General features: G+C 70.4%; 12 protein-coding genes. 10 read left to right on the top strand and 2 right to left on the bottom strand.

The features are described 5' to 3' along the window. Positions 1-69: 69 nt before the first annotated feature. Genes qcrC through qcrB form a run of 3 tightly spaced genes read left to right on the top strand, consistent with a single transcriptional unit; the run spans position 70 to position 3745 of the window. The gene (gene qcrC / locus NM1_RS25290) at positions 70-951 is read left to right on the top strand and encodes a cytochrome bc1 complex diheme cytochrome c subunit (RefSeq protein WP_068024677.1); all 882 of its coding nucleotides are present in this window, start codon (positions 70-72) and stop codon (positions 949-951) included. 20 nt (positions 952-971) lie between these two features. After that, complete coding sequence (qcrA, locus tag NM1_RS25285; RefSeq protein ID WP_068024674.1) at positions 972-2117, top strand: cytochrome bc1 complex Rieske iron-sulfur subunit; 1146 nt, start codon at positions 972-974, stop codon at positions 2115-2117. Further along, complete coding sequence (gene qcrB / locus NM1_RS25280) at positions 2114-3745, top strand: cytochrome bc1 complex cytochrome b subunit (protein ID WP_068024672.1); 1632 nt, start codon at positions 2114-2116, stop codon at positions 3743-3745. The genes qcrA and qcrB overlap by 4 nt, the downstream gene beginning before the upstream one ends. A 174-nt stretch (positions 3746-3919) precedes the next feature. Here the strand turns inward: qcrB and NM1_RS25275 are convergent, their stop codons facing one another. Continuing rightward, on the bottom strand, positions 3920-4195 hold the full coding sequence (locus tag NM1_RS25275; RefSeq protein WP_068024669.1) for an Lrp/AsnC family transcriptional regulator: 276 nt from the start codon (positions 4193-4195) through the stop codon (positions 3920-3922). 188 nt (positions 4196-4383) lie between these two features. After that, positions 4384-6405, bottom strand: a complete 2022-nt coding sequence (locus NM1_RS25270) for a DEDD exonuclease domain-containing protein (protein ID WP_114699625.1) — start codon at positions 6403-6405, stop codon at positions 4384-4386. Positions 6406-6956: 551 nt separating this feature from the next. Here NM1_RS25270 and NM1_RS25265 point away from each other — a divergent pair. From NM1_RS25265 to NM1_RS25235, 7 genes are all read left to right on the top strand, one after another. After that, the gene (locus NM1_RS25265) at positions 6957-7559 is read left to right on the top strand and encodes a C40 family peptidase (protein ID WP_068024667.1); all 603 of its coding nucleotides are present in this window, start codon (positions 6957-6959) and stop codon (positions 7557-7559) included. A gap of 300 nt (positions 7560-7859) precedes the next feature. Beyond that, positions 7860-8897: an NlpC/P60 family protein gene (locus NM1_RS25260; protein WP_246011369.1), complete on the top strand. Its 1038-nt coding sequence runs from the start codon at positions 7860-7862 to the stop codon at positions 8895-8897. 48 nt (positions 8898-8945) lie between these two features. Continuing rightward, positions 8946-9953, top strand: a complete 1008-nt coding sequence (locus NM1_RS25255) for a hypothetical protein (protein ID WP_068024664.1) — start codon at positions 8946-8948, stop codon at positions 9951-9953. 76 nt (positions 9954-10029) lie between these two features. Then, positions 10030-11181, top strand: coding sequence for a glycosyltransferase family 4 protein (locus NM1_RS25250; protein WP_068024662.1), 1152 nt, complete (start codon positions 10030-10032; stop codon positions 11179-11181). Between the two features lie 89 nt (positions 11182-11270). After that, positions 11271-11678 carry a polyketide cyclase / dehydrase and lipid transport gene (locus tag NM1_RS25245; protein ID WP_068024659.1) on the top strand — a complete coding sequence of 136 codons (408 nt, stop codon included), beginning with the start codon at positions 11271-11273 and terminating at the stop codon, positions 11676-11678. Positions 11679-11736: 58 nt separating this feature from the next. After that, the gene (locus NM1_RS25240) at positions 11737-12174 is read left to right on the top strand and encodes an SRPBCC family protein (RefSeq protein ID WP_068024656.1); all 438 of its coding nucleotides are present in this window, start codon (positions 11737-11739) and stop codon (positions 12172-12174) included. An 8-nt stretch (positions 12175-12182) separates the two neighbouring features. Further along, positions 12183-12825, top strand: a 643-nt coding sequence (locus NM1_RS25235; RefSeq protein WP_255286224.1) for an ArsA family ATPase, incomplete at its 3' end; no start/stop codon positions are given.

Genomic DNA, 12825 nt, shown 5'->3' with positions numbered 1-12825 from the left:
CACCTACGCTTTTCGGCAAGCACCAGCCCCCAAGCATCAGTCGGTTCCGTCTACTCCAAAGGGACACAGATGAGTTCATCTCCTCCGTCAGCGCCAGATCCCGCCAGCCCGGGGATCGGCAGCGCTCGGAATAACCAGGCCACCAAGACCCGGAAGCAGCGCCGGATGCGCCGCAAGGTCGCGGGCGGAATGGTTCTTCTGATGGGTCTTGTCGGAGCCGGTTTCGCGGCGTCCGCGCTGACCCCGGATGCGCAGGTCGCGACGGCGAACGAGGACAAGTCCGCGATGATCCGCGAGGGCAAGCAGATCTACGACACCTCCTGCATCACCTGCCACGGCGCCAACCTGCAGGGTGTGCAGGACCGCGGCCCCAGCCTGATCGGCGTCGGCGAGGCCGCCGTCTACTTCCAGGTCTCCACCGGCCGCATGCCGGCCGCGGCCAACGGCGCGCAGATCGAGCGCAAGCCACCGAAGTTCGACGAGCGCCAGACCGACGCGCTGGGCGCCTACATCGCGGCCAACGGCGGCGGCCCGACGGTCGTGCGCGACCCGGACGGCGAGATCGCGCAGGAGTCGCTGATCAAGGGCGGCGACCTCGGCCGCGGCGGCGAGCTGTTCCGGATGAACTGCGCGTCGTGCCACAACTTCACCGGCAAGGGCGGCGCGCTGTCCTCCGGTAAGTTCGCGCCGCCGCTCGGCCCCGCCAGCGAGCAGCAGATCTACACCGCGATGCTGACCGGGCCGCAGAACATGCCGAAGTTCTCCGACCGGCAGCTGACGCCGGAGGAGAAGCGCGACATCGTCGCCTACGTGAAGGATCGCACCGAGTCCAAGCCGGAGGGCGGCTACGGCCTCGGCGGCTTCGGTCCCGCGACCGAGGGCCTGGCCATCTGGGTGGTCGGCATCGTGGCGCTGGTCGGCTCGGCGATGTGGATCGGATCCCGCTCATGAGTGATAAGGAGCAAAACGACATGGGCGCGCCCGCTGACGGCAAGCCGGGGGACGATTTGAACCCCACCGAGGAGCAGCTCGACGCGATGTCGCAGTCCGAGCTGGTCGAGCTCGGCACCAAGCGCGACGGCGTCGACGTCGCCTACCGTGCCCCGCGCTGGCCGGTTCCGGGCACCCGCGCGGAGAAGCGGGCCGAGCGCCAGGTGTCGCTGTGGTTCGCCATCTCGGCGATCTCGGCCCTCGCGCTGATCGGCGTCTTCCTGTTCTGGCCCTGGGAGTACAAGAGCCGGCACGAGGACGGCGCCGGGATCTACTCGCTGACCACCCCGCTGTACGGCATCACGCTGGGCGTGGCGGTGCTGGCCATCGGTATCGCGGTGGTGCTGATCCGCAAGAAGTTCATCCCGCCGGAGATCTCCATCCAGGACCGCCACGACGGCAAGTCCGACGAGGTGGAGCGGCGCACGCTGGTCGCGCAGCTGAAGGACGCGGGGGAGACCTCGACGCTGGGCCGCCGCAAGATGATCACCCGCACCGCTGGCCTGGGCGTGGGCGTGCTGGGCATCGGCGCGCTGTTCCTGTTCGTCGGCGGCCTGGTGAAGAACCCGTGGGCCAAGGGCGACAAGTCGCCGCTGTGGGTGTCGGGCTGGACGCCGGACTTCCCGGGCCAGACCATCTACATCCGCAAGGACACCGGCCGTCCCGAGGACATCGTGCTGGTGCGGCCCGAGGATCTCGACGCCGGCGCCATGGAGACCGTCTTCCCCTGGAAAGAGGAGTGGCGCGGCGACGAGCACGAGACCCTCGAATCGCTGCGCGGTATCCGCAACGCGGTCATGCTGATCCGGCTGCGCACCGAGGACGCGCAGAAGGCGATCAAGCGCAAGGGCCAGGAGAGCTTCAACTACGGCGACTACTTCGCCTACTCGAAGATCTGCACCCACCTGGGCTGCCCGACGTCGCTGTTCGAGCAGCAGACCAACCGGATCCTGTGCCCCTGCCACCAGTCGCAGTTCTCGGCCACCGAGTGGGGTAAGCCGGTCTTCGGCCCCGCCGCCCGCGCGCTGCCGCAGCTGCCGATCACCGTCAACTCCGAGGGCTACCTGGTCGCCGCGGGCGACTTCATCGAGCCGCTCGGCCCGGCCTACTGGGAGCGTCGTTCATGAGTCCTAGCAAAGCGGCCGCGCAGGCCAACGAAATGGACGAGCGCTACCACATGGCTGCGTTCGTCAAGCGGTCGATCAACAAGGTCTTCCCGACCCACTGGTCGTTCCTGCTGGGCGAGATCGCGCTCTACGCCTTCATCATCCTGCTGCTGTCGGGTATCTACCTGACCCTGTTCTTCGACCCGTCGATGAGCGAGGTCGTCTACAACGGCGCCTATCAGCCGCTGCGCGGCGTGACCATGTCGCGGGCGTTCGAGACCGCACTGGATATCTCGTTCGAGGTGCGCGGCGGCCTGTTCGTGCGGCAGGTGCACCACTGGGCGGCGCTGCTGTTCGCGGCGTCGATCATCATCCACCTGTTCCGCATCTTCTTCACCGGCGCGTTCCGCAAGCCGCGCGAGGCGAACTGGGTGATCGGTTCGCTGCTGCTGATCCTGGCGATGTTCGAGGGCTTCTTCGGGTACTCGCTGCCCGACGATCTGCTCTCGGGAACCGGTCTGCGGGCGGCGTTCTCGGGTATCACGATCGGCGTGCCGGTGGTCGGTACCTGGCTGCACTGGCTGATCTTCGGCGGTGACTTCCCCGGCGACATCATCGTGCCGCGCCTGTACATCGCGCACGTGCTGCTGCTGCCCGGCATCATCCTGGCGCTCATCGCGGCGCACGTGGCGCTGGTGTGGTACCAGAAGCACACCCAGTTCCCCGGTCCGGGCCGCACCGAGAAGAACGTGGTGGGCGCCCGCATCGTGCCGGTGTTCGCCGCCGACCAGGGTGCGTTCTTCATGTTCACCCTCGGCATCGTCGCGATCATGGGTGGTGTGCTGCAGATCAACCCGATCTGGAACCTGGGGCCCTACAACCCCTCCCAGGTGTCGGCGGGTTCGCAGCCGGACTTCTACATGATGTGGACCGACGGCATGGCGCGCCTGATGCCGCCGTGGGAGCTGTATCTGGGCCGCTACACCATTCCGGCGGCGTTCTGGGTGGCGCTGATCATGGGCCTGGTGTTCACGGTGCTGATCGCCTACCCGTGGATCGAGAAGCGGCTCACCGGCGACACCGCCCGCCACAATCTGCTGCAGCGGCCGCGGGATGTGCCGGTGCGCACCGCGATCGGCGCCATGGCGATCACCTTCTACCTGGTGCTGACCCTGGCGTGCGTCAACGACATCATCTCGCTGCAGTTCGACATCTCGCTGAACGCGACGACGTGGTTCTTCCGCATCGCGCTGCTGGTGGGCCCGCCGATCGCGTACTTCCTCGCGTACCGGATGTGCCTGGGTCTGCAGCGCAGTGACCGTCAGGTGCTCGAGCACGGCATCGAGACCGGTGTGATCAAGCGGCTGCCGCACGGCGAGTACATCGAGGTGCACCAGCCGCTGGGCCCGGTCGACGACCACGGTCACCCGATCCCGCTGGAGTACCAGGGTGCGCCGGTGCCGAAGAAGATGAACAAGCTGGGTTCGGCGGGCAAGCCGGGCTTGGGCTCGTTCCTCAGCGCCGACCCCGCCCCGCAGGCCGAGCAGCTCACGGCCTACGAGCGCGAAGAGCACCACAAGCAGCTGGAGATCCTGGCCGAGTACCAGGAACAGAGCAGCGGCGAGGGCAGCGGCAAACCCGGCCACTGACCCGCACAAGCGCAAGGCCCCGAGTCGTCACCGACTCGGGGCCTTCGCCGTCGCCGAGGCCACCCAGGACGCCCCAGCTCTCGCCGCACCCCGTGCATGTTCCCGCACCCCCCGCATCAGCTGTAGCGGGTGCGCGAACGAATCCGGGGTGCGGGAACGACCGGGCTCGCCGCTCTATTCGCCGATGGAGAAGCCCGCTTCGACGTCGGCCTGGGAGTAGGACTTGAAGGCGATGTGGGTGGCGGTGCGCAGGACGCCGGGGGTCTTGTTGATGCGGCCCGTGACCACCTCGGCGATCTGCTCGTGGTCGCGGACCCGCACCACCGCGATGAGATCGACATCCCCGGCGCACGAGTACACCTCGGCCACCCCGTCCAGGTCGGCCAGCGCCTGCGCGGTCTCGGGGATGCGGGCGGCCTCGGCGTGGATCAACACGATCGCGGTAATCATGCCGCCGAGTCTATTGCGGCCCGCGGCGCCCGCGGCACAAACCACCCAGGACCACTCCGTTTCCCGCACCCCCTGCTTGTCCCCGCACCCCTCGCAGCCCCCTGTACGGGGTGCGTGAATACGCACGGGGTGCGGCAGGGCTCGGAGCCCGGGTCGGCGGGGCGGCACGGTGGCGACCTGCCGGTGGGTCAGGTGTGGGCGAGGTAGTCGTTGGCGGCGAACTCGGTGCGGGCGGCGGCCTCGGCGCGCTCGAGCCAGCGCAGCCAGTGGCCCGCGCCGAGGCGGGGCTCGTGGTACCCGTCGGTGGTCCGGACGATGCGCGTGCCGGGCTGTTCGAGCCAGCGGGCGATGAGGGCAGTCTCCTCGGGTGAGGCGCCGCGCAGGGGCGGATAGCGCGGGTCGGCGAGGAGATCGGTGGCGTCGGAGGCGGGGGTGAGAGGGAGTTCGAGGGTCTCGGCGGGCATGCCCTGGGAGGCGTGCGAGCGCTCGAAGTCGCCGACGATGCCGGGACTGCCCGGGCGAGAGGCCGGGATGAGATCACCGCTCGAGCCATCGCACTCCGAACGGCGCTGGGGGAGACCGTCGCCCGGGTCACCCGCGATCCTGGCGCTCGGTCTGTGCGTCGACGGCGCTCCCGCGTCCAGCATGGCGGGGATGACGGTTTCCGCGGAGGCGACGAGCGATTCGACGACGGCCATGGGGGAGACGCCGCGGGCGGCGGTGCCCGCGGCGGCGAGGCGGCCGTAGCGGATCACCGCGAACTCCCATCCGCCGGAGCCGTCGGGGCGGGCGGCGATCAGTTCGGCGAGGCGCGCCACGGCGGCGAGGCGCTGGGTTCGGCGCAGTGCGCGGACCACCGCGGTGAGGCGGTCGCGCAGCCGGGCGGCGGCCTCGAAGTGCTCAGCGGCGGAATAGGTTTCGATCCGATCCCGGATGACTCGCAAAACCGCGTCACCGCCTCCGGTGAACAGTTCGCGCACCGACCGGGGCGCCGACGCGTAGTCCGCGGCGTCGCGGAGTTCGCCGGTGGTGCCCGCCGGGCAGCCGCCGACCGCCGCGGGCGGACAGTCGGCGCCGTGCCGCCCGTGCCGAGGTATCCGCGTCGTGCAGGTGCGCACTCCGCAGTACTCGGCGACGGTGGCGGCGATCTCGGCGGCATCGTTGCGGGAGCCGAACGGGCCCAGCGCATCCCAGGTGGGCGTGCGGGTGATCGCGAAGCGGGGGAAGGGCTCGGCGGTGAGCGTGAGCCACCACGCCCGCTTGGGAAATTTCGACCGCCGGTTGTAGGGCGGCGTGTGCGCGACCAGCAATCGCAGCTCCCGCACCCCGGCCTCCAGCCCGTGCGCGCACCGCACGTGGTCGACCCGGGTGGCCAGCGCCACCATTTCCCGCATGCGCGTGCGGGTTTCGGATCCGGTGAAGTAACTGCGCACGCGCCGGCGCAGATGCACCGCCGTCCCTATATAGAGGACCTCCTCCGACGGCCCACGGAACAGGTACACCCCGGGCGCACCGGGCAGGTCGGCGGCGAGGAAGCGTTTGGACCGCTGTCGCCGGCTCACCTCGGGCAGATAGTCGACCAGTTCGGTCAGGCTGTGCACGCCCTGGTTGCCGACCCGCTCGATCAGCGCGTGCAGCACGTCCACGGTGGCGCGGGCGTCGTCCAGCGCGCGGTGGGTCGGGCGGGTGGAGGCGCCCAGCAGCTGTGCCAGCGCCGACAGCCGCACGGTCGGCGCCTCGTCGCGCGCCAGGATCCGCCGCGCCAGCTGCACCGTGCACAGCACCTGGAAGGCGGGCCAGGCGGCCGCACAGCGTGCCGCCGCGGCCTTCAGGAATCCGGTGTCGAAGCGGGCGTTGTGCGCGACGAGCACCGAGCCCGCGGCGAACTCCAGGAATCCGGGCAGGACCGCGTCGATGCGCGGCGCCTCCATCACCATGGCCGTCGTGATCCCGGTGATGTGCACGACCTGGGGCGGAATCGCGCAGCCCGGGTCGACCAGGGTGGCGAACTCGCCGAGCACCTCGCCGCCGCGCACCTTCACCGCACCGATCTCGGTGATCGCGTCGCGCTCCGGGCTGGTGCCCGTGGTCTCCAGGTCGACGACGACGAACGTGGTGTCGTACAGCGGCGTATCCAGGTCGTCGAACGCCAGCTGGGCGGGACGGGGCGCGACGGACCCTGACGACGCATCGAACGCGGTGTCGGGCACGGCGGGCAGCGTAACGACGAGGTCCGACACATACGCCCCGACGTGGGAATTGCCTGAAGTTCCGGTCGAGCCTTCGGGTTGCAGGGTTCGAATTGCCGGAATCCGAGGAAATGAGACCAGGGTCACATTCATGCGTAACCCGGATCAATTCGCGAGACTTCGCAGATAACGACAGGGGGCTGCCCGGGGCGTGCTACGCCGTGTCGTTGTGGTCGGTCACAAAACGCGGACTGATCGGTCGCCTTCCGCGCGAAAGGATCCTCCCGACATGCTGATTCCCCGAATTTCCGCGATGTAAACCCAAGATCGGCTCGCCGGGTGCAGGGTCCGGTAGCGGACGGGAAACGCCCTGGTAGCTGTCCCGCGTTATCGTTTCGTGATTGGTGTGAGATATGTCGCAGGCCGTGCGGTCGGCAAATCTTGTCCAGCCCCGTTTCGCTTGTTCGCGGCTTTACAACGCACCGTTATGTGCTCGTAATCTTCCTGAGACCTCACGGAGTCCGACGCACCACCGGGTGCGGCGTCGTGGGGCAGATGAGGAGTACCGCATCATGGCGAACAAGCGACAGGGTCCGGGGCGCACCGCCAACCGGGCCGTGGCGGCCGGAGCCGTTGGCGCAGCCACCCTCAGCGCACTGCTGCTTCCCGCGGCGCCCGCCTCGGCGGCGCCGGTCACCGTTCCCGGCATCGGCAGCGTCGACGTGCCGGATCAGGTTCTCGCCCAGATTCCGCCGGGCGCCATCCCGCCGGGCGTGCTGCCCCCGGGCGTCGAACTTCCGGGCGTCGGCCCGGCCCCGGCCCCGCAGGGCCAGTCGGCCGGCCAGCGCGCCGCCGATGCCGCGATGACCCGGGTCGGCACGCCCTATTCGTACGGCGCCACCGGTCCGGACGCCTTCGACTGCTCCGGTCTGGTGAAGTGGTCCTACGAGCAGGCGGGCGTCGAACTGCCCCGCACCAGCCAGGCCCAGGCCGGCGCGGGCGCCCCGGTGTCGATGGACGATCTGCAGCCCGGCGACGTGGTGTCGTTTTACGGCGGCGGCCACTCGGGCCTGTACGTCGGCGACGGCAACGTCGTGCACGCCTCCACCTACGGCCAGCCGGTGGCCGTCGCGCCGATCTCCTCGATGCCGGCCGACGGGGCCAGCCGCTACTGAGGCTGGTTCGTTCGGAACGGCGCCGAAGGGCGGGTGCTCGCGCGACATCGTGGTCGAGCGAGCCTCCCGCCCGCAAAGCTCTCAATAGTCGCTCGAGCAGCTGCTTCGGACTGCGGGAACCTCTGAGTCCGTGATCGTTTCGTGGCCTACTGGACACGGACGGTAGCCGTTCCGTAACCTGATCGAGACCTTCGTGATTTCCGCGTGGCAGGTTCCGCGGACACCGCATCGGACTTCAGCGAGAACGGGGCACGGCAGGCAGTGACTGCGCATCACCGCAACAATCGAACCAGACGCCTGGTGGGTGGATCCCTGGCGGTGGGAGTCCTGGTGTTCGGAGGTGGTACCGGCGGCGCGCCCGCCGACCCGGTCGCCGCCCCGACCAGCGCCAGCGACGCCGTGCAGCAGCTCATCGAGCTGTCGCATCAGGCCGAGCAGCTCAACCAGCAGGCGCTCGCCGCCCAGTCCGACCTCGACGTGAAGCAGGCCGCGTCCGCCGACGCCGACGCCAAGCTGGCGAGCGCGACCGGGGCCGTCGACGCGGCACAGGCGGAGGTCCGCAAGTTCCAGCCCGCCATCGACCGCACCGCGGTGGCCGCCTATCAGGGCGCCCGCACCAATCGGCTGTTCTCGGTGCTGGTCAGCGATTCGCCGCAGCAACTGCTGGACCAGATGTCCACCCTCGACGTGATGTCGGCCCAGACCGCCGCGCAGGTCTCGCAGTACAAGAAGGCCTCCGACGCCGCCACCGCCGCCCAGAACGTCTCCCGCGCCGCCTCCGACGCCGCCCACGCCGCCGCGCAGCAGGCCGATACGGTCCGCACGGATCTGGAGCGCAAGCGCGCCGACCTGCAGGGGTCGATCGCCCAGGTGATCGGGGCCTGGGGCCAGCTGTCGGCGGGCGATAAATCCGCGCTGGCCGGGTCGCTGTTCCCGCCCGGCTTCGACCGCGACCGGCTGCTCAACGGCCTGGTCCCCGGCAGCGGCACCAGCGCGCTCGCCGCCGGGCTCACCCGCATCGGCGACCCGTACGTCTGGGGCGCCACCGGCCCCGACCAGTTCGACTGCTCCGGGCTGGTCCAGTGGGCCTTCCGCCAGGTCGGCATCAACGTGCCGCGCACCAGTCAGGCGCAGGCATCGGTCGGCACGCCGGTGAGCAAAGGGGACCTGCAGCCCGGAGATGTGGTCTTCTTTTATCCCGACATCACGCACGTGGGGATCTACGCGGGCAACGGCCTGATGCTGCACGCCTCGACCTTCGGAGTTCCGGTCGCGGTGGCGCCGATGGACTCGACCCCGTACAACTCCGCGCGGCGATACTGGAAGGGCATGTCGTAATCACACCGAGGTGAGCCGAGGCATGAACGAGTGCAGCACAGGCGCGGTATGACCGCGTGGTGGCGGGTCCGTGACTGGATGCGGGCGCGGCGGCGATTCGAATTCGTGGCCACCGTCGCCATGGTCGTCGCGCTCACCGCGGCGGGCGGCGCGCTGGTCCTGCTGCCCAAGGCGGCACTGACCAGGATCCATCCGGCACCCGCGGCCGCCGAGGCGGTGGCGCCCGTGGATCCCGACCCGCAGCTCGCCGAGCTGCGCCGGGTCATGGAGTCCTACGGACCCGTTGTCACCCAGCAGGTTTCCGGCGAGAACGGTCGGCTGTCGACGGTGTTCGGGCATTCGCGGCAGCGCGGCGACATCGACACGCTGGCCCGCGAGATCGGTCCCGCGGTCGCCGAGATCACCGGGCTGTGGGGGCCCGACTGGTCGCAGTCGGCCGTGGTGGCCATCGCCTCGGGGCCCGCCGAATTCGCCGCGCTCACCCACGCGACCGGGACGGTGTCCGCGGCGGTGGCGGCGGCCTCGGTCTCGGATCCCTTCCTGCCCGGCAGTCGGCCCACCGGCCAGCGCGTCGTGTTCGCCCCCGACGCCATCCGCCGACTGGGCCCGGAGGGATTCCGCGACACCCTGCGCCACGAGCTCACCCACGTCGCCGCGCGGGCGCGGACCACCGACGGCTCACCGCAGTGGGTGCTGGAGGGGTTCGCCGAGTACTCGGCCCGGCGCGAGGAACGGGATCCGTTCGCCCAGCAGGCGCCGACGCTGGCCGCCCGCGCCCGCACCGGCGACCTCCCGGAGGATCTGCCCTCCGACGCCGCCTTCGCGCCCGCGGCCGGTAACGACGCGGCGCTCGCCTACGAGGAGGCCTGGTCCGCGAACGCCTTCGCCGCCAGCCAGTTCGGCGAGCCGAAGCTGGTGGATCTGTACCGCCGCATGGCGACCGGCCCGAAGGACGCCCACGCGCTCGACGGCACCCTGCGGTCCTGTCTCGGCATCGGGCACGGCGATTTCGTCGCCCGCTGGCGGGACTGGATCCGCTCCCGCATTCTCGCCTAGCGCACCAAGGGAATCCGCGTGGTGCCCGCCACCGCCCGCGGGGGCGTCGCCCGGTGGCGTGGATAGGATTGCCCCCATGGCGCGCACCCTGCTGGTTACCAATGATTTCCCGCCGCGGCCGGGCGGTATCCAGTCGTATGTGCATTCGCTGGCGCTGCAACTGCCGCCGGACGAACTGGTGGTGTACGCGCCGCGCTGGAAGGGCGACAGCCATCAGCGTTTCGATGCCGAGCAGCCGTTCCAGGTGGTGCGGCATCCGACGACGCTGATGCTGCCGACGCCGCTGGTCCTGCGGCGGGCGGCCAAGCTGCTGCGCGACGAGCGCTGCGACACCGTGTGGTTCGGCGCCGCGGCGCCGCTGGCACTGATGTCGCCGCTGCTGCGGCGCGCGGGCGCGCGGCGGATCGTGGCGAGCACGCACGGCCACGAGGTGGGCTGGTCGATGCTCCCGGCGGCCCGGCAGTCGCTGCGGGCGATCGGCGACCACACCGATGTCGTCACCTACGTCAGCAAGTACACCCGGCGCCGGTTCGCGGCGGCGTTCGGCCCGCAGGCGGCGCTGGAGTATCTGCCGCCCGGCGTCGACACCACGGTGTTCCGGCCGGATCCGGCGGCGCGCGAGGAACTTCGGGCCCGCTACGGGCTGGGGGACCGCCCCACCATCCTGTGCCTGTCCCGGCTGGTGCCTCGCAAGGGGCAGGACATGCTGCTCATCTCGATGCGCGAGATCATCGAGCGCATCGACGGCGCCGTGCTGGTGATCGCCGGCGGCGGTCCCTACGAGGAGAAGCTGCGCGCCTTCGCCCACGCACTCGACCTCGACGACCACGTGGTGTTCACCGGCCGGGTGCCGTCGGGGGAGTTGGCCGCCCACCACACCATCGCCGACGTCTTCGCCATGCCGTGCCGCACCCGCGGCGCCGGACTGGACGTGGAGGGCCTGGGCATCGTCTATCTCGAGGCCTCGGCGACCGGCGTCCCGGTTGTGGCGGGGAATTCCGGCGGGGCGCCGGAGACCGTGCAGGAGGGGCGGACCGGGCACGTCGTCGACGGGCGCGCGCACAACCAGATCGTCGACGCGATCGTGGGCATCCTGAGCGATCGCGACGCGGCCGCGCGCATGGGCGCCGCGGGGCGCGAGTGGGTCGCCGACCAGTGGCGCTGGGATGTGCTCGGCGGTCGCCTGCGCACCCTGCTGGATGCGAGCGCGCGATCGGGCCGCCGGTAGACGGTGGGTTAGGCGTACCTCCGCATTCGCTCCGGCCATGCGCGGGCTGACGACGGCTTCGCCGACTGCGCCCATTAGGCTCACCCTTTATGAGCAGCATCCAGGTCGCCGATCAGACGTTCGTCGCCGCGCCGGGCGCCGCGGTCGCCGAGGTCCTGGCCGACCGCTCCCGCTGGCGGCAGTGGTGGCCGGACCTCGCCCTCGAGGCGCGAGAGGACCGCGGCGACAAGGGGATTCGCTGGACCGTGAGCGGCCCGCTGGACGGCACGATGGAGGTGTGGCTGCAACCCTGCATGGACGGGGTGATCCTGCACTACTTCCTGCACGCCGAACCCGGTGACGCGTCCAGGCTGCCCGCGCGCGACCTGATGGCCGTCAACCGGGCGCGCCGGGTGGCGGGTAAGAAGATGTCGTTCGAGATCAAGGCCCGGCTCGAGGCGGGCCGGGCGGCTGGAATCGCCCCCGGACCCACCCGCCCCACCGCCGTCTCACCCTGATTCACAGTCCGAAACCTGTTCTCCCGCACCGCAAGCCGGAAAGGACACCCAGGCACTCATGGCCGACCGGACCCAGAGGTCGATCATCATCGACGCCCCGTCGGATCGGGTGATGAGCGTCATCGCCGATCTGGAGTCGTATCCGGAGTGGGTATCGGCGGCCCGGTCGGTGGAGATCGTCGACAAATTCCCCGACGGCCGCGCCCGCACCGCGCGGTTCGTGCTCGACGCGGGCGTCGTCAAGGACACCTACCTGCTGTCCTACACCTGGCGCCCCGACGGCAAGGCGGTGAGCTGGCAGTTGGTCAGCGGTGATCTGCAGAAGGCCCAGGACGGCACCTACGAGCTGATCGACCAGCCCGACGGCACCACCCAGGTGGTCTACGAGCTGACCGTGGACCTGACGATCCCGATGATCGGAATGTTCAAGCGCAAGGCCGAGAAGGTGATCACCGATACGGCGCTGAAGGAACTCAAGAAGCGGGTCGAAGGCTGACGGGGCGGGTGACTGCGGATCGCTCGGCGGGCCGGACCCGCCTGGAGTTGTTCATCGGCAAGGGCGGGGTGGGCAAGACGACCCTGGCCTGCGCGACGGCGATGTCGCACACCCGCGCCGGTGCCCGCGTGCTGGTCGCCTCGCTGGACCAGGCGCATTCGCTCGGCGACGCGCTCGGGTTCCGGTTCCCGCACGACCCGGGCACCGTCGCCGGCGTGGCCGCGGTCCTGCCCGGACTCGACGTGATCGAGATCGACTCGCTGGCGCTGCTCGAGGACCGGTTCCGCGACATGGTGCGCATGCTGGGCAGCGGCGGCGGGCACGAACACGGGGTCGACCTGGCCGCGCTGGACCCGGCCGAGCTGACCGGGCTGCCGGGTGTGCAGGAATTGCTGATGCTCACCGAGATCGCGGAATTCGCCGACGAGGACGACTGGGACGTGATCGTCGTGGACTGCCCGCCGTCGGCGGACATGCTGCGCATCGTGACCGCGCCGGAGACCCTGCTCGGCTATCTCGAGCGAGTGTGGCCCGCACAGTCCCGCGCGCTCAGTGCGGGCGGCTCGGACCTGCGGCGCGCGGTGCTGGCGGTGGCGGTGGAACGGATCGCGACCGCCGTCGCGGGCGTGCGGGACCTGCTGGCCGACCGCG

Origin of the sequence: Nocardia mexicana NBRC 108244 (assembly GCF_001613165.1) — a bacterium.
GTDB classification, from domain to species: domain Bacteria; phylum Actinomycetota; class Actinomycetes; order Mycobacteriales; family Mycobacteriaceae; genus Nocardia; species Nocardia mexicana.
Note: the sequence above shows the minus strand (reverse complement) of the source record. Positions and strands in the feature narration are given on the sequence as shown.